Origin of the sequence: Salinactinospora qingdaonensis (genome assembly GCF_039539445.1) — a bacterium.
GTDB lineage: Bacteria > Actinomycetota > Actinomycetes > Streptosporangiales > Streptosporangiaceae > Salinactinospora > Salinactinospora qingdaonensis.
Genome location: NZ_BAABDD010000051.1, coordinates 1 through 20,512, shown reverse-complemented (window position 1 = coordinate 20,512; position 20,512 = coordinate 1). Strand labels below are relative to the sequence as shown.

The 20,512-nt window shown below is 67.6% G+C and carries 19 protein-coding genes; 15 read left to right on the top strand and 4 right to left on the bottom strand.

Going from position 1 to position 20,512, the window contains the following annotated elements:
* The first annotated feature begins 561 nt into the window (after positions 1–561).
* From argC to ABD848_RS24315, 13 genes are all read left to right on the top strand, one after another.
* Entirely contained in the window at positions 562–1,590 is a 1,029-nt protein-coding gene (gene argC / locus ABD848_RS24375; RefSeq protein ID WP_344977366.1) for an N-acetyl-gamma-glutamyl-phosphate reductase, read from the top strand.
* Between the two features lie 43 nt (positions 1,591–1,633).
* Positions 1,634–2,785 (top strand): bifunctional glutamate N-acetyltransferase/amino-acid acetyltransferase ArgJ, encoded by a 1,152-nt coding sequence (gene argJ / locus ABD848_RS24370; RefSeq protein WP_344977363.1) that lies wholly within the window; start codon positions 1,634–1,636, stop codon positions 2,783–2,785.
* A 59-nt stretch (positions 2,786–2,844) separates the two neighbouring features.
* Positions 2,845–3,783, top strand: coding sequence for an acetylglutamate kinase (gene argB / locus ABD848_RS24365; protein WP_344977360.1), 939 nt, complete (start codon positions 2,845–2,847; stop codon positions 3,781–3,783).
* Positions 3,784–3,827: 44 nt separating this feature from the next.
* On the top strand, positions 3,828–4,997 hold the full coding sequence (locus ABD848_RS24360; RefSeq protein ID WP_425567702.1) for an acetylornithine transaminase: 1,170 nt from the start codon (positions 3,828–3,830) through the stop codon (positions 4,995–4,997).
* Positions 4,994–5,944 (top strand): ornithine carbamoyltransferase, encoded by a 951-nt coding sequence (argF, locus tag ABD848_RS24355; protein ID WP_344977354.1) that lies wholly within the window; start codon positions 4,994–4,996, stop codon positions 5,942–5,944. The genes ABD848_RS24360 and argF overlap by 4 nt, the downstream gene beginning before the upstream one ends.
* A complete protein-coding gene (locus ABD848_RS24350; protein ID WP_344977351.1) occupies positions 5,941–6,477 on the top strand; it encodes an arginine repressor in 537 nt (178 codons plus the stop codon). Before argF ends, ABD848_RS24350 begins: the two co-directional genes overlap by 4 nt.
* 97 nt (positions 6,478–6,574) lie before the next feature.
* A complete protein-coding gene (locus ABD848_RS24345; RefSeq protein ID WP_344977347.1) occupies positions 6,575–7,780 on the top strand; it encodes an argininosuccinate synthase in 1,206 nt (401 codons plus the stop codon).
* A gap of 112 nt (positions 7,781–7,892) precedes the next feature.
* A complete protein-coding gene (argH, locus tag ABD848_RS24340) occupies positions 7,893–9,323 on the top strand; it encodes an argininosuccinate lyase (RefSeq protein WP_344977344.1) in 1,431 nt (476 codons plus the stop codon).
* A gap of 444 nt (positions 9,324–9,767) precedes the next feature.
* Positions 9,768–12,359: a sensor histidine kinase gene (locus ABD848_RS24335; RefSeq protein WP_344977341.1), complete on the top strand. Its 2,592-nt coding sequence runs from the start codon at positions 9,768–9,770 to the stop codon at positions 12,357–12,359.
* Entirely contained in the window at positions 12,359–12,793 is a 435-nt protein-coding gene (locus ABD848_RS24330) for a roadblock/LC7 domain-containing protein (RefSeq protein ID WP_344977372.1), read from the top strand. The genes ABD848_RS24335 and ABD848_RS24330 overlap by 1 nt, the downstream gene beginning before the upstream one ends.
* 5 nt (positions 12,794–12,798) lie before the next feature.
* Positions 12,799–13,293, top strand: coding sequence for a DUF742 domain-containing protein (locus ABD848_RS24325; RefSeq protein ID WP_425567699.1), 495 nt, complete (start codon positions 12,799–12,801; stop codon positions 13,291–13,293).
* A complete protein-coding gene (locus ABD848_RS24320; protein ID WP_344977335.1) occupies positions 13,274–13,873 on the top strand; it encodes a GTP-binding protein in 600 nt (199 codons plus the stop codon). Before ABD848_RS24325 ends, ABD848_RS24320 begins: the two co-directional genes overlap by 20 nt.
* 97 nt (positions 13,874–13,970) lie before the next feature.
* Positions 13,971–14,894 (top strand): sirohydrochlorin chelatase, encoded by a 924-nt coding sequence (locus ABD848_RS24315; protein ID WP_344977332.1) that lies wholly within the window; start codon positions 13,971–13,973, stop codon positions 14,892–14,894.
* Positions 14,895–15,115: 221 nt separating this feature from the next.
* On the opposite strand, the gene ABD848_RS24310 is transcribed toward ABD848_RS24315, so the two are convergent.
* Positions 15,116–15,490 (bottom strand): VOC family protein, encoded by a 375-nt coding sequence (locus ABD848_RS24310; RefSeq protein ID WP_344977329.1) that lies wholly within the window; start codon positions 15,488–15,490, stop codon positions 15,116–15,118.
* 201 nt (positions 15,491–15,691) lie between these two features.
* On the opposite strand from ABD848_RS24310, the gene lhgO reads away from it, so the two are divergent.
* The gene (lhgO, locus tag ABD848_RS24305) at positions 15,692–16,897 is read left to right on the top strand and encodes an L-2-hydroxyglutarate oxidase (RefSeq protein WP_344977325.1); all 1,206 of its coding nucleotides are present in this window, start codon (positions 15,692–15,694) and stop codon (positions 16,895–16,897) included.
* Positions 16,898–16,952: 55 nt separating this feature from the next.
* Here the strand turns inward: lhgO and ABD848_RS24300 are convergent, their stop codons facing one another.
* The gene (locus tag ABD848_RS24300; protein WP_344977322.1) at positions 16,953–17,564 is read right to left on the bottom strand and encodes a TetR/AcrR family transcriptional regulator; all 612 of its coding nucleotides are present in this window, start codon (positions 17,562–17,564) and stop codon (positions 16,953–16,955) included.
* Positions 17,557–18,369, bottom strand: coding sequence for an alpha/beta fold hydrolase (locus ABD848_RS24295; RefSeq protein WP_344977319.1), 813 nt, complete (start codon positions 18,367–18,369; stop codon positions 17,557–17,559). Before ABD848_RS24295 ends, ABD848_RS24300 begins: the two co-directional genes overlap by 8 nt.
* 259 nt (positions 18,370–18,628) lie before the next feature.
* Between ABD848_RS24295 and tyrS the strand changes: the two genes are divergently transcribed.
* The gene (gene tyrS / locus ABD848_RS24290) at positions 18,629–19,927 is read left to right on the top strand and encodes a tyrosine--tRNA ligase (protein WP_344977369.1); all 1,299 of its coding nucleotides are present in this window, start codon (positions 18,629–18,631) and stop codon (positions 19,925–19,927) included.
* Positions 19,928–20,293: 366 nt separating this feature from the next.
* Here the strand turns inward: tyrS and ABD848_RS24285 are convergent.
* On the bottom strand, positions 20,294–20,512 hold a 219-nt coding region (locus ABD848_RS24285), incomplete at its 5' end, for a hypothetical protein (protein WP_344977316.1).

Sequence of the window (20,512 nt, the reverse complement as noted above, 5' to 3'; positions counted from 1 at the left end):
TGTTACCGCACCCCGGAGCAATGCTGCCTCACCCCAGCCGGGGGCCGTCCCCGTCGCCTGCCACCCGCCCGCAGCCACAGCGCCCCCTTAAGGCTGCTGAGATCGCGAAGCGATCGAGGCACGAGCCGACGGCAAGCCCTCCCATCCCGGGCAAGCGACAGGCCCCACTTACGACCCTCGGCTTGACAAACCCATAGAAACACCCCCGCTGGACGCAGCCTACGCATCCGCTGTCTCGCCAAGCGAGACGATCCCCGTATTTCCGCTGCCCCAATCTGTCGCCTGCGTTGCCGCCCCGGTCCCAGTGCCCTGGGAACCGGCGTCCGATCCCCCCTACCCACTGGCCGCCTTCGCTGCTCGTCGCTGTCGCCTTCCGTACGAGGGCAGCGCCCATAGCCGCCTCCTCGCCGTGCCGCCACCAGCGAAAATTCCACCTCGCCTAGGGGTTCATGCCGCGGCCCGATCTAGGCTTCAAAGTAGAACAGTCAACCTGTTTGCATAAGTTTGCAATAGCGTGCATGATGGTGCAATCAGGGTTCGTCGACCATGGGAGTGGGGCACATGGGGTATACAGCGGCGGTCGCCGGCGCCAGCGGCTACGCTGGGGGAGAGCTGCTGCGGTTGCTGCTCGCCCACCCGCACATCGAGATCGGTGCGCTGACCGCCGGCGGCAACGCCGGCACGCGCCTGGGGCAGCACCACCCGCACCTGCTTCCACTGGCTGACCGGGAACTCACCGAGACCAGCCTCGCCAATCTCGTCGGCCACGACATCGTGTTCCTCGCTCTGCCGCACGGCCAGTCCGCCGCTATCGCCGAACAGCTCGGCGACAAGGTGCTCGTCGTTGACTGCGGCGCCGACTTCCGGCTCTCCGACGCCGCCGCGTGGCAGCGCTACTATGACTCGCCGCACGCCGGGACGTGGCCCTACGGACTGCCCGAACTCCCCGGAGGCCGCGATGCGCTGGCCGGTGTTTCCCGCGTGGCTGTTCCCGGCTGCTACGTCACCGCCGCCTCGCTCGCGTTGTTTCCCGCCCTGGCTGAGGGCATGATCGACCCCGACGTGGTTGTGGTCGCCGCCTCTGGTACCTCCGGCGCCGGCAAGAGCCCCAAACCCCATCTCATCGGTAGTGAGGTCATGGGTTCGGCCAGCGTTTACGGGGTCGGTGGCGCCCACCGGCACAACCCCGAGATCGTGCAGAACCTTTCGGCCGCCGCCGGCGGCCCGGTGACCGTCTCGTTCACCCCCGTGCTGGTGCCCATGCCCCGCGGTATCCTCGCCACCTGCTCCGCCCCGATCCGGCCCGGCCTCACTGAGGCCACCGCCCGGGCCGGCTACGAAAAACACGTCGCGGCCGAACCCTTCGTCCACCTCCTCGATGAGGGAACCTGGCCTACCACCGCCATGACCCTGGGTGCTAACACCGCCTGCCTGCAACTCACCATCGACGAGGACGCCAACCGTCTCGTCGTCGTCGCCACCATCGACAACCTCACCAAGGGCACGGCGGGAGCGGCGCTGCAAAGCGCCAACATCGCCCTGGGGTTGCCCGAAACCACCGGACTGCCGCTGAGCGGCCTCGCGCCCTGACAGCGCGGGTCCCGCACCCATTGAACCGAAGAGAGGCACCACCGTGAGTGTCACCGCCCCCAAGGGCTTCCGGGCGGCCGGGGTCGCCGCCGGTCTCAAAACCGACGGCGGACGCGACGTCGCCGTCGTCATCAACGACGGCCCCTCACGCGCCGCCGCCGGAGTCTTCACCCGCAACCGGATCAAAGCCGCCCCCGTTGTGTGGTCACAGCAAGTCGTCAAAGGCGGTCGGGTGCGCGCCACCATCCTCAACGCCGGCGGCGCCAACGCCTGCACCGGCTCGCCGGGCTTCCAGGACACCCACGCCACCGCCGAGCACGTCGCCGAGGCGCTGGCCGACTCGGCTGCCGAGATCGCGGTCTGTTCCACCGGTCTCATCGGCGAACGGCTCGCCATGCCTCAGCTCCTCGCCGGCGCCGACGCCGCCATCGCCGAAGCCGCCCGCGACGGCGGGCTCGCCGCCGCTGACGCCATCCGCACCACCGACTCCGTCGCCAAGATCGCCTTTAAGCGCGGCGAGGGCTACACCATCGGCGGCATGGCCAAAGGCGCCGGGATGCTCGCCCCGTCGATGGCCACGATGCTCTCGGTCGTCACCACCGACGCCGACCTCACCGCCGAGCAGTGCGACCGGCTGCTGCGCGCTACCACGGCCCGCACCTTCGACCGCGTCGACGCCGACGGCTGCACTTCCACCAACGACACGGTGCTGCTTATGGCCAGCGGCGCCGCCGGCGTCACGCCCGACGAGGAGGAGTTCGCCGCCCTGCTCACCCAGGTGTGCGACGACCTTGCCCGCCAGCTCATCGCCGACGCCGAGGGCGCAACCAAGAGCATCGCCATCGAGACCGTCGGCGCGGCCAGCGAAGACGACGCGCTCACCGTGTCTCGGGCCATTGCCCGCAACAGCCTGTTCAAGTGCGCCATCTACGGCGAAGACCCTAACTGGGGCCGGGTCTTGGGGGCCGTGGGAACCACCGACGCCGCCTTTGAACCCGACCACCTCAACGTCGCCATCAACGGCGTGTGGATCTGCCGAGGCGGCGCAGTCGGTGACGATCGCTCCAAGGTCGACCTTTCGCCGCGCGAGGTCACGGTCACCGTCGACCTCGCCGCCGGCAGCGCTGCGGCCACAGTCCACACCACCGACCTGACCGTCGCCTACGTGCACGAGAACTCCGCCTACAGCACCTGAGCCGCCCGAGGCCGCTGCGCCGGGCCGCCGCGACACCGACGAGGACGTTGAGCACAGACATGTCACGCACCCACCACCATTTCCACCAGCAGGCGCTTGAGAAGGCCGATACGCTCATCGAGGCGTTGCCATGGCTGAGCCGGTTCCACGGCAAGACCGTCGTCATCAAGTACGGCGGCAGCGCCATGACTGACCCCGAGCTGCGCGCCCGCTTCGCCGACAACGTCGTATTCCTGCGCTACGCGGGACTGCGTCCCGTCGTCGTCCATGGTGGGGGTCCCCAGATCAACGCCCACCTTGACCGGCTCGGCGTGGAAAGCTCATTCACCGCAGGACTGCGCGTCACCACCCAAGAGACCATGGATGTCGTGCGCATGGTCCTGGTCGGCCAGGTCAACCGCGAGATCGTGGGGCTGATCAACGCCCACGGCCCCTTCGCCGTAGGCATGTCGGGCGAAGATGCCCACCTGCTCACCGCCGAACGCAAACCCGCCATCGTCGACGGCGCCCCCGTCGACATCGGCCTGGTCGGTGAGGTCGTCGACGTGCAGCCAGGGGCGATCCAGACCCTGCTCGACGACGGCCGTATCCCCGTCGTCTCCAGCATCGCCCGCTCCGATGAGGGCATCTACAACGTCAACGCCGACACCGCCGCAGCCGCGCTCGCCACCGCTCTGGACGCCAGCAAGCTCATCATGCTCACCGACGTCGAGGGGCTCTACGCCGACTATCCCGACAACACTGAGCTACTCAGCCGGCTCACCGCGGGTGAGCTGGCCGACATGCTGCCCAACCTCTCCTCGGGCATGGTGCCCAAGATGGAGGCGTGCCTGCGCGCGGTGCGCGGTGGCGTCCCGCAGGCCCACATCCTCGACGGTCGTCTCCCCAACGCGATGCTGCTCGAAGTCTTCACCAACGAGGGGGTGGGCACCATGGTCGTCGCCGAAGCCGACCACCCCACCGAGCCCGTCGACATCTACGAAGGCGAGGACACGTGAGCACCACGCGCAACGACGCCCTGCGCGCGCGTTTTGAAGCCGTCATGATGCCCACCTACGGCACACCCCCCATCGCGCTGGAGCGCGGCGAGGGCTGCCACGTTTTCGACGTCGACGGTAACCGCTACCTCGACCTCATCGCCGGCATCGCCGTCAGTGCCCTGGGGCACAACCATCCGGCGCTGGTGCGCGCGGTCGCCCAGCAGGCGTCGCGCATCGCCCACACCAGCAATCTGTTCCTGCACGAGCCCGAAGTCGAACTCGCCGAACGCCTCACCGCCCTCACCGGTGGCCAGGCCCGCGTGTTTTTGGCCAGCTCCGGCACCGAGGCCACCGAAGCCGCCCTGAAACTCGTCAAGCGCGCCGTCGGAGCCGGCCGGACCTACTTCGTCTCCACCGTCAACAGCTTCCACGGCCGCAGCTCCGGCGCGCTCGCCCTCACCGGTAAGGACGCCATCCGCGAACCCTTCGGTCCCTTCGGTATGGATGTGCGTTTCGCACCCTACGGCGACGTTGCCGCGTTGCGTGAGGCCGTCGACGACTCCTGCGCCGCGGTGTTTGTCGAACCCACCCAAGGCGAGGCCGGCGTCGTCACGCCCCCCGACAGCTACCTGCGCGAGGTGCGCGCCGTCTGCGACGCTACCGGCGCTGCCTTTGTCCTCGACGAGATCCAAAGTGGAATCGGGCGCACTGGCCACTGGTTCGCCTACCAGGCCGCTGATGCCACTCCCGATGTGCTCACCCTGGCCAAGGGGCTGGGCGGCGGGCTCCCTATCGGCGCCTGTCTCGGTATGGGCCGCTACGCCACCGCCTTTGCCAAGGGCGACCACGGGTCGACCTTCGGCGGTAACCCGGTGGCCGCCGCCGCGGCTCTGGCCGTGCTCGACACCATCGAGTCTCAAGGGCTGCTGCCCCACGTCACCGAGGTGGGCACGGCCCTCGCCGACGGCATCGCCGCTGTCGACCACCCGCTGTTGGCCGGCTCGCGCGGCGCCGGTCTGTGGCGTGCCCTTGCCCTCACCAGCGAGTGCGCCGCCGACGTGCAGACCGTTGCAGCCCGCCATGGGTTCCTCGTCAACGCCGTCACTCCCGACACCATCCGGCTCGCCCCGCCGTTGACGATCACTCGCGAGCAGGTCGGCGAGTTCACCCTCGCCCTGCCCAAGATTCTCGACCTCGCCGCCGAGGACACCCCGAAGGGACCCATGCCATGAGCGCCGTCGGCACGGCCCGCCACTTCCTGCGCGACGACGACCTGACGCCCGCCGAGCAGGCCATCATTCTCGACCTCGCCGCCCAGATGCGGGCCGATCGTTTCGCCCACCGTCCCCTGGCGGGTCCGCGCACGGTCGCGCTGCTGTTCGACAAGCCCTCCACCCGCACCCGCATCTCCTTCGCTGTAGGGGTGACCGACCTTGGCGGCTCTCCCCTCACCGTCGACGCCCAAACCACCCACCTGGGGCGCGGCGAGCCCATCGAGGACGTGGCGCGCGTGTTCGATCGCCAGTGCGCGGCCATCGTGTGGCGCACCTTCGCCCAAGACAACCTCGAAGCCATGGCAGCCGCCAGCACCGTCCCTGTCATCAACGCCCTCAGCGACACCTTCCACCCCTGCCAGATCCTCGCTGACCTGGAGACGATCCGTCAGCGCTTGGGCAGCCTCAGTGGGCGCACCCTCGCCTTCATCGGGGACGGCTCCGCCAATACCGCCCACTCCTCCCTCCTCGGCGGCGCGCTCGCCGGCATGCACGTGCGCCTGGCCACCCCCGTGGCCTACCAGCCCGAGCCGGCGATCCTGGCCCGTGCCCGCCAGATCGCCGCCACCACGGGAGGCTCTGTCGAGGTCCTCGCCGATCCCATCGCCGCGGCCAAAGACGCCGATGCGCTGGCCACCGATGTGTGGACCGCTATGGGACAAGAAGCCGAGCACGAGCAGCGCCTAGCGGCCCTGCGCCCTTTCGGCATCGACAGCCACCTGCTCTCCCACGCCGCTGCTGCGGCCATCGTGCTGCACTGCCTGCCCGCTCACCGCGGCGCCGAGATCACCGCAGAAGTCATCGACGGCCCTCACAGCGCCGTGTGGGATCAGGCCGAGAACCGGCGCCACGTTCAGAAGGCACTGCTGGCGTTCCTCCTCGAAGAGGGGGAGAGACGACGATGACCGCCGGCGATGCGCACGGGCCGACGCCGACGACCAAAGCGGCGCGCCACGCCCGGATCACCGAAGTGCTGACAAAGAACGACGTCCGTTCCCAAAGCGAGCTGGCCGAGCTGATCGCCCAATCGGGGCTCCAGGTCACCCAGGCGACACTCTCGCGCGATCTCGACGAACTGGGCGCGGTCAAGCTCCGTGCCGCCGACGGTGAACTCGTCTATGTTCTTCCGGGGGAGGGCGGCGAGCGATTGCAGCGGGCGCGTCCTGACACGCTGGAACTGGAGAACGTGTCCAATAGCCGCCTCAACCGGCTGGCTGAGGACCTGCTGGTCTCAGCAGAGTCCTCAGCCAACATGGTGATCGTGCGCACCCCTCCGGGGGCTGCGCAGTACCTGGCCTCGGCCATTGATCACACCGATATCCACGCGATCCTGGGCACCATCGCCGGGGACGACACCATCCTGGTCATCGCCCGCGACCCGCAGGGCGGTGCCGAACTGGCCCGTGCCCTCCTGCGGCTCGCCGACCGGCGCGGCTGAGCACCCCGCCCACGGCCGGCCGCACAACCGCAGACAGCGCGCCCCTCGCCCACGAAAAGGGGCGCGTGCACCGACCACCACGACACAAGGAGACGTCATGACCGAGCGGGTCGTACTCGCCTACTCCGGAGGGCTCGACACCTCCGTCGCCATCGGCTGGATCGCTCAGGAGACCGGGGCCGAGGTCGTCGCCGTAGCCATCGACTGTGGCCAGGGCGGTGAGGATCTGGACGTCATCCGGCAGCGTGCCCTGGACTGCGGCGCCGTCGAGGCGGTCGTCGCCGACGCCCGGGAAGAGTTCGCCACTGACTACTGTGTCCCCGCTCTTCGGGCCAACGCCCTCTACATGGACCGCTACCCGCTGGTGTCGGCCCTGTCCCGGCCGCTCATCGTCAAGCATCTCGCCGATGCTGCCCGCTACCACAACGCCACCATGGTCGCCCATGGCTGCACCGGCAAGGGTAACGACCAGGTCCGTTTCGAGGCCGGCCTAGCCGCGCTGTTTCCCGAACTGAAGGTTCTCGCGCCTGTGCGCGACTCCGGCATGACCCGCGACAAGGCCATCGCCTTCGCTGAGGAGCGTGGGCTGCCCATCGACGTCAGCAAGAAGTCGCCCTACTCCATCGACCAGAACCTTTGGGGCCGCGCTGTCGAGACCGGGTTCCTAGAGGATATCTGGAACGGCCCCATCGAGGACGTCTACGCCTACACCGCCGACCCCGCCAGCCCGCGCGAGCCCGACGAGGTCGTCATCACCTTCACCGCGGGCGTGCCCACCGCCGTCGACGGCAAGGAGCTGAGCCCGCTCCAGGTCATCGACGAACTCAACCGCCGGGCCGGCGCCCACGGCATCGGCCGCATCGACATGGTCGAGGACCGGCTCGTGGGCATCAAGAGCCGCGAAGTCTACGAGGCTCCCGGCGCGATGGCGCTCATCACCGCCCACCAAGAGTTGGAGAACGTGACCGTCGAGCGCGAGCTGGCCCGCTTCAAGCGCGGCGTTGACCAGCGTTGGGGCGAGCTGGTCTACGACGGGCTGTGGTTCTCCCCACTCAAGCGTGCCCTCGACGGATTCGTCATCGAAGCCAACCAGCACGTCTCCGGCGATATCCGCATGCTGTTCCACGGCGGTCGCGCCGTAGTCACCGGCCGGCGTAGCGAGTCCTCGCTCTACGACTACGAGCTGGCCACCTATGACACTGGCGACACCTACGACCAGAGCATGGCGCGTGGCTTCATCGACGTCTGGAGTATGCCCGCCAAGATCGCTAGCCTGCGCGACCAGCGCCACAGCAAGAACTGACACCACTGCTCGTGAGCCGGGACCTACGCCGCGGGTCCCGGCTCACGACACTACGGGGACTTTCCCGGTTTTTCGCTGCTGATCGACACTTTCAACACATTCGAGGATTCCTGTGGCTGACGCACCCGACTCCCAGGTCACGCGGCTGTGGGGCGGCCGGTTCGCCGGCGGCCCCTCCGATGCGCTGGCCCGGCTGTCCCTGAGCACGCACTTCGACTGGCGGTTGGCCCGCCACGACCTCGCCGGCTCCCGTGCCCACGCCCGTGTCTTGCACTCGGCCGGGCTGCTCACCGACGACGAACTCCAGGCCATGCTCGACGGGCTGGACCGATTGGAAACCGACGTCGTCGCGGGGGACTTCACCCCCGTCATCGCCGATGAGGACGTGCACACCGCCTTGGAGCGTGGCTTCATCGAACGAGTCGGCCCCGAGCTGGGCGGGCGGCTGCGCGCGGGGCGCTCGCGCAACGATCAGATCGCCACCATGGTGCGCGCCTACCTGCGCGAGCAGGCGCGCGCCATCGCCGGTGAACTCCTCGACCTGGTGGCCGCGCTGGAGCACCAGGCCCGGGCCAACATCGACGTCGCCATGCCTGGGCGCACCCACCTACAGCACGCCCAGCCCGTGCTGCTGGCCCATCACCTGTTGGCCCACGCATGGCCGCTGCTGCGCGACGTGGAGCGCCTGCGCGACTGGGACCGCCGTGCCGACGTCTCCGCCTACGGCTCCGGCGCGTTGGCCGGCTCCTCACTGGGGCTGGACCCCGAAGCGGTCGCCGCGGAGTTGGGGTTCTCGGCCTCGGCCGAAAACTCCATCGACGCCACCGCCGCCCGCGACGTCGTCGCCGAGTTCGGCTTCGTGGCCGCGATGATCGGGGTGGACCTTTCCCGGCTGTCAGAGGAGATCATTCTGTGGTCCACCAAGGAGTTCGGCTTCGTCACGCTCGACGACGCCTTCGCCACCGGCTCCTCGATTATGCCGCAGAAAAAGAATCCCGATGTCGCTGAGTTGGCGCGCGGAAAATCGGGGCGTCTCATCGGCGATCTGGCCGGACTGCTCTCCTCCCTCAAAGCGCTGCCGCTGGCGTATAACCGCGACCTCCAAGAGGACAAGGAGCCCGTTTTCGACGCCGTCGACACGCTTTTGCTGCTCCTACCAGCTTTTACCGGTATGGTGGCCACGCTGCGATTCCACGGCGAGCGCATGGCGGAACTCGCCCCCCAAGGGTTCTCGTTGGCCACCGACATCGCCGAATGGCTGGTGCGCAAGCGCGTTCCCTTCCGGGAGGCCCACGAATTGGCCGGGGCCTGCGTGCGTGCCTGTGAGCAGCGCGGTATCGACCTGCCAGATCTTTCCGACAGCGAGCTCGCTGAGATCTCGCCGCACCTGACCCCTGAGGTACGCGAGGTTTTGACGGTGGCCGGTTCGCTGGATTCCCGCTCGGCCAAGGGTGGCACCGCGCCGGCCCGTGTCGTCGAGCAGGCTGACCGCGTGGCCTCAGCCACAGCCGAGCACCGCTCGTTCGCCACGGTCGAGGGCTAAGAGTCGCCGTCGCCGCCGCGGTATGGGCGGCCGAACAGCGTCAACGCGCGGTCAGGGGGAGTCACCCCCTGACCGCGCGCAGTTTTAGTGGGGTGGAGTGCGCAGCGCGACCCCGCGGCGAGCGACACAATAAACCACACCCCGAGCGTATTTTGACTAAAACGGAGAAAAGTGTTTTCCCGGGATCTTTTCCACATGGATTTCGCCAAAGCGCCACCACACTTGCCCAGAATGCTGTAGCGTCCCAGTGCTGTGGGCACCACACGTATCCGCTCCCTAGCGGAACGTAAGACGAAACTCATGGCGATACGCGGCAAACGGTTTTTTGTGCTCCTGTAAACCAGGAGCGGGATTCGGGACTGGGTGTTTCACCGTCGTCTCGTCATGGCCCCACCGCCAGGCATGCGGCCGGTGCCCGTGTGCCTAAGCCCGGGAGGAGCGCAATTGGACCAGTCGGGCAGCACCGACCGCAGCATCAGATACCAGCTCAATCGGATCGTCCTGATCCCCAGCATCACATTCCTACTATTGTTCGCCGTACTTAGCGCGGCGACCTTACTTCAGGCTTCGGCGCTGCGTAGTGCCACCAGTGATGGTCGTAGCATCGTCCATCTCTACCGCGCCCTGACCGCGTTGCAGCAAGAGCGTCGACTCGCCGCAGCCGACCTGGCCGCCTCTTCAGACCAGACGCGGCGCGCCTTCAACGAGCAGGTCACGGCCACCGACGAAGCGGTCCGCGAACTCGATGAGAACTCCGCGGGGCTACGCGAAGCCGACGACTCGCAGGAACGCGAGGCGGTCACCCGCTTCTTCACCGAGCTACGGGGACGCACCGCCCTGCGCGACGAGATCATCGACGCCGGCGTTGACCGTGCCACCGCTGTACGCCGCTACAGCCAGATCATCGACAGCGGCATCGGCTTTGCCCAAGCCCGCACCGACCACTTACCCGACGGCCCCGCCGTCGCCCAAAACGCCGTCACCGTCGACCTGGTGCGCGCCCACGAACGCTTCGCCCAAGCCGACACCGCTCTCACGAGCGCCATAGTGCTGGACCAGCTACCAGCCCAAGAGCAAAGCGAGTTCATCAGCTTCTACACCGGCGCCCGCCGGCTCATCGACTCCATCGGCCCCCGCCTCCGCGACGACCCCGCACAGAGCTACACCGATCTTCTCGACAGCCCCCAGTGGGAGCAAACCGACAGGATCGCCGGCACCGTCATGAGCGCCCAGCCCGAGTTCGCCGTCGATCCGGTCACCGGCGAGCAAAACGTCTCCCGTCCCTTGCCCCCAGGCGTGGACGACTGGCGCGACGCGGCCGAAGGCGTATCCACGGCCCTCCTCACCCTCACGGAGAAGCAGACCAGCGTCGCCATCGACGTCTCCGACCAAGCCAGTACGCAGATGTTCACCCTCGCTCTCGGCGGTGGCATCCTCGCCATGTTCGCCGGCACTCTCGCCTACGGCGTCGCCTCCCGCTCAGCGAACCTGTTCATCCGCCGCCTCGTCCGGCTGCGCCGCGACACACTCCGGCTGGCCCAAGAAGAGCTGCCCCGCATCATCGAGCGACTCCAAAACGGCGACCCCCTACGGGCCGAGACCGAACTGCGCAAACTCGACTACGGAACCGACGAGATCGGCCAAGTCGCCGACGCCTTCAATGTGGCCCAGCGCACCGCCGTGGCCGCCGCCATCAAACAGGCCGAGATCCGCACCGGCGCCAACCGGGTGTTCCTCGGTATCGCCCACCGCAACCAGTCGCTGGTGCAGCGCCAACTGCAACTCCTCGACCGGATCGAACGCGAAGAGGACGATCCCGACCTGATGGAAGATCTCTTCCAACTCGACCACCTCGCCACCCGGGGCCGTCGCAACGCCGAGAACCTCATCATTCTCGGCGGCGCCCAGCCCGGACGCCGCTGGCGCAACCCCATCCCCCTCGTCGACATCCTGCGCGGCGCCATCTCCGAGACCGAGGAGTACGCCAGGGTCAAGCTGCGGATCGTGCCCGAACTGGCCCTGCGTGGCACGGTCGTCGCCGATGTCATCCACCTCGTCGCCGAACTCATCGAAAACGCCACGGCCTTCTCCCCGCCCCACACCAAGGTGCACCTCCACAGCGAGGTCGTGCCCAAGGGCGTCATCGTCGAGATCGAGGACCGCGGGCTGGGCATGAGCGAGGAAGATTACGCCAAAGCCAACCAGACCTTGTCCAACGCGCCGGAGTTCGACGTCATGGCGATCAACGAGGACTCCCGCCTTGGCCTGTTCGTGGTAGCCCGCCTGGCGGCCAAACACGACATCAGCGTGCGGCTCGCCAGCTCCCCCTACGGCGGCACCCGCGCCATCGTCCTCATCCCCACCGAGCTGACCGCCCCCAGCACCACTTCTCCCCGAGGCACCCCCTCGCTGCGTGCCACCAAACCCGCTCTGGAGTCCACCCCCGACTCCAATGGCAGCGGCGACCTGCTCGCCGGCCAGTCCGGCGATACGGCCGGCCTCGCCACCCCCGCTGCCGTCTCTGACAACACCGACACCGCGCCAGTCACACACCAGGACCACACCGAGCAGTCACCCCGCACGGCTCAGTCGGAGAACGCCACGGCCCCCGACCCACCGCCCCCCGAGTCAGCTCAGCCCACCACCGGCGGCTCCGAACCCGCCGCGCCGGCTCCACCCGCATCCGACGATCGCCCTCCGCTGCCCCGCCGCCGTCGGCAAGCCAACCTCGCCCCTCAGCTTCGCCACGACGGTCAGCCCCTCTCCCCGCCCATCACCGGCCAGCAACCGTCCCTGCGGACTCCAGAGGACGTTCGCCGCACGTTGAGCGCGTTCCAGAGCGGAACGCGCCGCGGACGCGCGGCCGACTCCACTGAAATCGAAACCGGTATCGGCGAGGGGGATCACGGCGACGCGCCTCACCACAACGACGTGGCCCCCACGTCCCCGTCGCCGCGACACCCAGCATCGACGAACCGTTATCACGACGGCCAAACCGGCCGTTCAGTCGGCGATCACACTGAAGAGAGCGAATGATGGTGCAGATGAGCAACGCTACGGGTGACCTCAACTGGCTGCTCGACGACCTAGTTGACCGCGTCGTCGGAGCTCAACGAGCGATCGTGCTGTCGGCCGACGGCCTTCTCATCGGTCGTTCCCAAGCCCTGACGGCAGAGGATGCCGAGCACCTGTCCGCGGTAGCCTCGGCGTTTCAGAGCCTGGCCCGCGGTACGGGCCGCCATTTCGGCGGCGGCGCCGTGCGACAGACCGTCGTGGAGATGGAGTGGGCCTACCTTTTCGTCACCGCGGCCGGCGACGGCGCGTGTCTGGCCGTCCTCGCCTCTGAGGACGCTGATGTGGGCCTCATCGCCTATGAGATGAACATGCGCGTCAAGCGGGTAGGCCAGTTCCTCAGCTCGGCCCCTCGCCTGCCCGAAACGACCTCAGCCTCCGGTGGTACGGGGGTCTGATGCACGTGGATGAGCAATGGCGCCGCGAACTCTCCCCCCGTGGTCTGCCCTCCGAATTGGGGTTCGACGACGCTTCGGGCCCCCCTAGAGGGGCCCCCAAACGTCATAGAACCGCGCCGACCCACGCCGAGGCCCCTGACGCTCAGTCAGCGCTCGACAGCGCCGCGGGCCCTCTGGTGCGCCCCTACACGATGACCGGTGGACGGACGCGCTTCGCTGAACAGCAACTCGACATGATCAGTGTCGTCATGGCTGTGGAGGACAACATCGACTGGGACACCTTGGAGCCCGAACACGTGGCCATCCTGGAGTTGTGCGCCACCCCCATGTCGGTGGCCGAACTGTCAGCCCACCTTGACCTACCGCTGCGCGTCACCAAAGTGTTACTCGGTGATCTCATCGACAAAGAGGCCGTGCTCACCCGGGCCCCGCTGCCCACAGCAGAACTTCCCGACATGAACGTACTTCAGGCGGTACTCGATGGCATCCGTAGGCTCTGAGGCACAGCGGACCCCCGCTCCTCTCCCCAACGCGGTCAAGATCCTCATCGCGGGAGGATTCGGGGCAGGTAAGACCACAATGGTGGGCTCGGTCAGCGAGATCACCCCACTGAGCACCGAAGAGGTCATGACCGAAGCCAGCCTCGGCGTCGATGATCTCGTCGGAGTGGAGGATAAGGCAACGACCACCGTCGCCTTGGATTTCGGACGCATCACCGTGAACGACAGCGTGGTGCTCTACCTCTTCGGAACCCCAGGCCAAGGGCGGTTTTGGTTCATGTGGGACGAGCTCGCCCACGGTGCGCTCGGCGCCGTCATTCTCGCCGACACCCGCAGACTCGACACCTGCTTTCCCGCCATCGATTTCTTCGAGCACCGCAAGGTGCCCTTCGTCGTCGCGGTGAACCGTTTCGACGGAGCCTACAACTACAAAGAGGACGAAGTCCGCCATGCCGCTGACGTAGCGATCGACGTTCCCGTCGTCGTAGTCGACGCTCGCCGGCGAGAATCCGGGAAAAACGTGCTCACCACCCTTGTCAAGCACATTATGAGCCGTCACGGCAACCCGGTGGTGAGCTAGGCTCCCCATCGAGCCTAGCGCCACCTCCGGGCTTTTCGCGCCAATCGGAACGCCACAAGGGCGGGAAGAGCGCTCCTGAGTCGTTAGCATCATTCGCGTGAATCCTGAAACGACCCGAAACTCGGAACAACTCCCACCACGCGACCTGCCACGCCGGCGTTCCGGTCGGCACCGAAACCCACTGTCCTACGACAGCTCCGTCGGCAACCCCGCGCTCGTGCTCGCCATACCCGGCCACGCCGAAACCAGTGACGGCACCGGCATCGGTAGCGAGCTGGCCGACCTGGTTCGTGTCTACCGGCCCGAGGTCACCATCCGCTACGGCTATACCGAAGGCAACGAGTTCTCCCTGGCCGCTGCCTTGGACGGTATGGAAGGCAGCGAGGAGAACACCCCCAGCGCCGTCGTGGTTCCCGTCCTCACCGCCCCACACCAAGTGGTCACCGCCGCCATCACTGCCGCCGTGACCCAGTCGGGCGCCCACACCCACGTCACCGAGGTGCTGGGCCCCCACCCGATGCTGGCTGAGGTGCTCCACCTACGCCTGGCCGAGTCCGGATTCGTACGCGCCGACCGGATGCGTCTGATCAACGTCGTCGCCGCCGGAACGGGTATGGCCGACGGGGTCATCGTCGGCTCGGTGGGCGGCACCGACGCCGAAAGCGCCGCCGGTGTCACCGCCGTGCTGCTCGCCGCGCGCCTGGGGATCACGGTGCTGCCCGCCGCACTAGACGACCACAAAAACCTCGGCGCTGTACTGCGCCAGTTGCGCGACGCCGGAGCCACCCGCCCCGTGATCGCCCCCAACGTCGTCGGCCCCGAGTTCAGTGCCAACGACATCGCCGTCCTCGCCGACAAGCTCGGTGTGGGCCACAGCGCTCCCCTCGGAGCCACCAGCACCCTCGCCAAAATCGCCGCCCTGCGCTACGCCGAAGTCCTCAACTCGCTGGGCGCCGAACAGCCCCCGACCATCGACGAGCTGCCCAATCCCGTGGGCTCCCGTCACCGCCCCGAAAGCTAACCCCCATCCCCGCTCCAACTCGACTGCTGCCCCCAACGGATCACCTTGACGGTGGACTCCACCAGTCCACACCGTGGCACCAGTGGGGGAGCGACACGGCCCCGCCCCGGATTCTCCGGTCCACGGGCCGCCGCTGACCACATTGGTCACATGATGGGAGGAAACGGTGCGCCAGCCGCGCGACGCCCCCGTTTCCTCCCCTCAACCGGCGATCAGCAGGGCTAACCCAGCAATCGGGCCGCGATCAGCACGTTGCCAAACGGGTCACGAAAATGCAGCGACTCGCTGGCCTCATCGCCGCGGTAGTCCCACATGGGCACTTCGGCCTTCTCCAACGCGGCCACCACCGGCCCCAGATCGTCGGTGTAGAGCACCAACATCGGCGCATCCCCGGTCTGCCGACCGATCTCACCCGACTCCGCCGGCAGCAGCCACACCCCCACCCCCGGCTGCCCCGCAACCCCCACGTGCAGATAGCGAAAACCGGCCTGTGTGGAGTCGTGTAGCACCACGAACCCTAAAACATCCCGGTAAAACCGCAACGCCGCGTCGAGATCGTCGACGAGCACCGTCACACGTCCGATACCGGAAAACATCGCCCTCCTTACCTCACGCCCGCGCCGGAGCCTTCACCGACGCGCTCCACAACCTTCCCCCGCCACACCCCCGGGGACCATGGCGCTTCAGCGCGACGCTAGCCGCAGGCGGCGACGTTTTCCGCCCCATGCGCCGGTCCCGCCGGACACAGATGAAATCCTGTGCTCCTACAACGGGCGCACCCGCCAGAGAGGACACCAATGAGCGCGCAGCGCATCGGCATCGTAGGCGCCGGCATCCTCGGACTGGCGCTGGCTCGCCACCTCTCACTCACCCGCCCCGGCGCCACCGTCACCGTGCTAGAGAAGGAGAGCCGCGTCGCCGCCCACCAAACCGGCCACAACAGCGGAGTCGTCCACGCCGGCCTGTACTACCAACCCGGTTCGCTCAAAGCACGCCTGTGCCGGCGCGGAGTCGGGCTGCTCAAGGACTACTGCGCCCACCACGGCCTGCCCTACGAGGAGATCGGCAAGGTCGTCGTCGCCACCACCCCCGACGAGGCCGCGCGCCTGGCCGACATCCACGCCAGGGCCCGCGCCAACGGAGTGCCCGGCCTCCGCCCCCTCGGCCCCCGCGAGCTGCATGACATCGAGCCCGGAGTCCGCGGCGTCGCCGGACTGCACTCCCCGCACACAGCGGTCACCGACTACACCGCCGTCACCGAGGCCCTCGCCGCCGACGTGACCACCGCCGGGGGAGCGGTCCACCTAGCGACCCCCGTCCTCGACCTGCGCCACGCCACTGACGGCGTGGACGTCCTCACCGGTGCCCCCCGCGGCCAGCGCACCCGCTGGCACTTCGACACCCTGGTGATCTGCGGCGGCCTGCACAGCGACCGGCTCGCCCGCCTCGCCGGCAGCGGCGGCGAGCCCCGGATCGTACCGTTCCGCGGCCAGTACCACGAGCTCGCACCGCACCGCCGCCACCTTGTGCGCGGACTCGTCTACCCCGTCCCCGACCCCCGTTACCCCTTCCTGGGCGTGCACCTTACCCGGCATGTCCACGGCGAAGTCATGGCCGGCCCCAACGCGGTGCTGGCCACGGCCCGAGAGGGCTACCGCCTCAACGACCTGACCCCACGCGACCTCGCCGACACGCTGACCTGGCCCGGCTTCTGGCGGCTCGCCCGCCGCCACTGGGCAATGGGCGCGCGCGAGATGGCCGTGTCTGTATCCCGGGCCGCCTTCGCCCGTCAAGCCCGCCGGCTTGTGCCCGAACTGCGCGCCACCGACCTGCGTCCCGCTCCTGCCGGCGTCCGCGCCCAGGCTCTCGCTCGAGACGGTTCGCTCGTCGACGATTTCGCTATCGATACCAGTGGGCGTGTCGTGTGTATCCGTAACGCCCCCTCGCCGGCAGCCACCTCCGCGTTGGCCATCGCCGAGCACCTCGGCGACACCGTCGCGTAGTTAACCCCCGCCCCACGCCTGCACCGCCGGCGAGGCCGATGTGTCCCGTCGGCGATCAGCGGCCCTCACGTTGCCCGCCGGTCGTGTCCGTCTCTTCGGGGCGGCCCGGCCAGTCCGCCATTGCCCGCGTCAACCCGGCCACTAGCACCTCGAAGCTGTGATCGATGTCCTGCGGTAGCCCGAACCCGCCGCTCGTCTCCAGAGCTACGAAGCCATGCATCGCGCTGCGCAGCGCACGGACCGCATCCACCATCGACTCCTCAGGGATGTCCATGCCGCGCAGCACCGCGAACATGACCTCCAGCGTCGCGTTGACCACCCCGATCGCCTCGTCGTCGGTGGGATCGGGGGGACTTTGCAGCGCCGCGTAGCGCCCGGGATGGGCGCGGGCGTAGTCGCGGTAGGCGTGGGTCACCGCGTGTAGCGCCTCGGCGCCCGAACGCCCAATGGCGGCCCGTTCCAGCGCACGTCCGAGCTCGCCGGCCCCCAGCACCGCGACGTCGCGTCGCAGCCCGGTGAGCCCTCGGACGTGCTTGTACAGGCTCGGCACGGTCACGCCGAGCCGTTTGGCCACCGCCGCCAGCGATAGTTCCGGGTAGCCGTGCTCATCGCAGAACCGGGCGGCCTCCTCAGCCACGCTCGCTCGACTCAGCCCCGCTCTAGTCACGCCCTAGCTCCCTACTGAACTCGAGGATCGCGGGCACAACCAGGTCAGAGCGCTGCGACTGTGGATAGTGGCCGCTCTCCGCAACCATGACAACACGGGCGTCGAGCCGCTCAGCGATCCAGGCGGCCTCGGCCGCGGGGTCTGGCCAGTCGGGGTCGAGTTCTCCCATCAGCACCAGAGCCGGCGCCTCGATCTCTCCCAACCGCGCCTCGACTGGATCGTGCGATGTGCCCAGCGTGCGCACGATCGCCCGGTAGTGGTCGCGCTGGCGCAGCACGGCCCGCACCGTAGCGAGGTGTTCGGCGTGGTCCTTAGGCGTGCGCCCAGCGTGCAGCTTGGCGAAGTAGGAACCCACCACAGCCGGTCCCCACGGGCGAAGGAAGGCTAGCCGCATGAGCAGCCGGGTGACAGGACCGCTCTGCGCCGAGCGCAGGAACGGCCCTAGCAGTACCAGGCCGCTGACAAGTTCGGGGCGCTGCGCCGCGGCCCACGCCGCCGCTGCCGCACCCATGGAGTTGCCCACCAGCACAGCCGGGCCACCGCCGAGTTCCTCGACGAGCGCGATGAGGTCGGAGCCCATCGCCGGGTCGTCGTAGCTGTCGAACGTCGGATCGCTGTCGCCGTGCCCGCGTAGATCCATCGCCGCTACCCGGTAGCCGGCCTCTGCCAGCGCCGGGCCGAGGAAGCGGTAGGTGGTGCGGTGATCCCCCATGCCGGGCACGCACACGACGAGTGGCTTCGTACTTTCGAGGTCGCCGTAGCCGTCATAAGCGAGCTGACCGCCAGGGCGTCGTAGCGAATGCATGGTTCCCTCTGAATCACCTAGTTGGTTAATAGCCATAGCTTTTAAGCTAATCCTATTAACTTACCGGTGTCAATGCTGGGAGGCGCCCACCCGCGCTAGCTGGCGTTCCAGCCCACATTCGCCCCCACGACATGTGCACCCAGCGCCCCTAGCGAGGCCGCATCGAGCGGAAGGGCCCCTGAGGAGCGTGCGACGGCACCGGAAACGAACCGATAACGTAGGGATGTCCGTGCCCACTTCTGACGACGGAAAGATCACAGTGACCGACATCATCGACGACTTGGAATGGCGTGGCCTTCTCGCGCAGACCACCGGCCTTGAAGAACTCCGCAAGGCCCTCGCCGATGGCCCGGTCACTCTCTACTGCGGTTTCGATCCCACTGCTGGCAGCCTGCACGTCGGTCACCTGATGCAAGCGTTGACCCTGGCCAGGTTCCAGCTCGCCGGTCACCGCCCCGTAGCGCTCGTCGGTGGTGGCACAGGACTTATCGGTGATCCCAAGCCCAACGCCGAACGCTCTCTCAACGACCCCGAGACCATCAAGGGCTGGGTTGAGACCATCGGCCGGCAACTCTCAGCGTTCCTGCGCTTCACCCCTGCCGGCGAGGCCCCGCAACCCACCGACGCCGTTCTCGCCAACAATGCCGAATGGCTGGGGGCCATGAGCGCGATCGAGTTGTTGCGCGACGTCGGCAAGCACTTCAGCATCAACCAGATGTTGGCCCGAGAGACCGTCAAGACCCGGCTCGACGGTGCCGGCATGAGCTACACCGAGTTCAGCTACGTATTGCTCCAGGCCTACGACTACGTCGAGCTGTACCGCCGCTACGGATGCACGCTGCAAGTCGGCGGTAGCGATCAGTGGGGTAACATCACCGCCGGACTAGAGCTCATCCGGCGCATGGACGGTAATGAGCCGCACGGCCCTGCTCACTGCCTCACGACCGAACTGCTCACCAAGAGCGACGGAACCAAGTTCGGTAAGACAGAGAGCGGCACAGTGTGGCTCGATCCTGCGCTCACCAGCCCCTACGCCTTCTACCAGTACTGGTTCAACGCCAGTGACAGTGACGTGATCCGCTACCTGAAGGTGTTCAGTTTCCGCTCCCGCGAAGAGATTGAGGAGCTGGAACGCCGAACTGCCGAACGTCCCGCGGCACGTGCCGCTCAGCGCGCTCTGGCCGAGGAGATGACCGTCCTTCTCCACGGTGAGGAAGAGTGCCAGAAGGTCATAGCGGCGAGCAGGGCCCTCTTCGGGCAGGGAGAGCTTGCTGAACTCGACTCCGCAACGCTGGAGGCGGCCCTCACCGAGGCCCCGCATACCGAAGTGGCCGCTCCCGCGCACGAACTGCCTCCTGTAGTGGATCTGCTTGCCCAGGCCGGCCTCGTCCCCAGCAAGTCCGCGGGCCGGCGTGCCATACAAGAGGGCGGCGCCTACCTGAACAACACCAAGGTCACCGACGTGGAGGCTCGTCCAGGCGAAGCTGACCTGCTGCACGGACGTTTCCTGGTGCTACGGCGGGGGAAACGCAACGTGGGAGGCGTGATCGTTACTTGACCAGCAGCGTCTCAAGAAAAATCTGATCCGGGCGTTTAGCCCGTCATCGGCAGGGGCAGGAAGACCTGTGCAACGATGAAGCTTGACCTACCGCACCAACCTGTCCGCAGGGAAGTGCGAGCACGGGAGCACCGTGACCTGGTACTAAGGTTGTCTCCCCTTCGGTGACAGCGGCCAGGGCCGGGGCAGGATTTGACGCGCCCGTGCGCGGAACCTTATGTTTGTCCGTGCGCTCTGGGGCGGGGCGAGCCGAAGAGCTCCCGAACCGGACCAGAAGAGCACTCCCCGAAGGCTGATGGCACGAGCACACGCTCGGCCCTGCTAGTCTCGTTTCTCGGTGACTCCAGACCGAGAGATGCTCGGGGATTAGCCGCCAAGGGAATTCACAAAGGCCGATTTGGTCGGCGAGAGAAACCTTGGTAATCTGGAGTTAACAAATTTGGGGACGCCGTCTTCTCTGAAGAGCTGGTTTTTGGCTTGTGGGGGTTGGGCGGTTGTTTCTTGAGAACTCAACAGCGCGTGTTTGTTTTTCTTGTGCCTTGTTTTTTGGCCCTTGGCTGCCGCGTTTTTGCGTGGTGGTTGTTG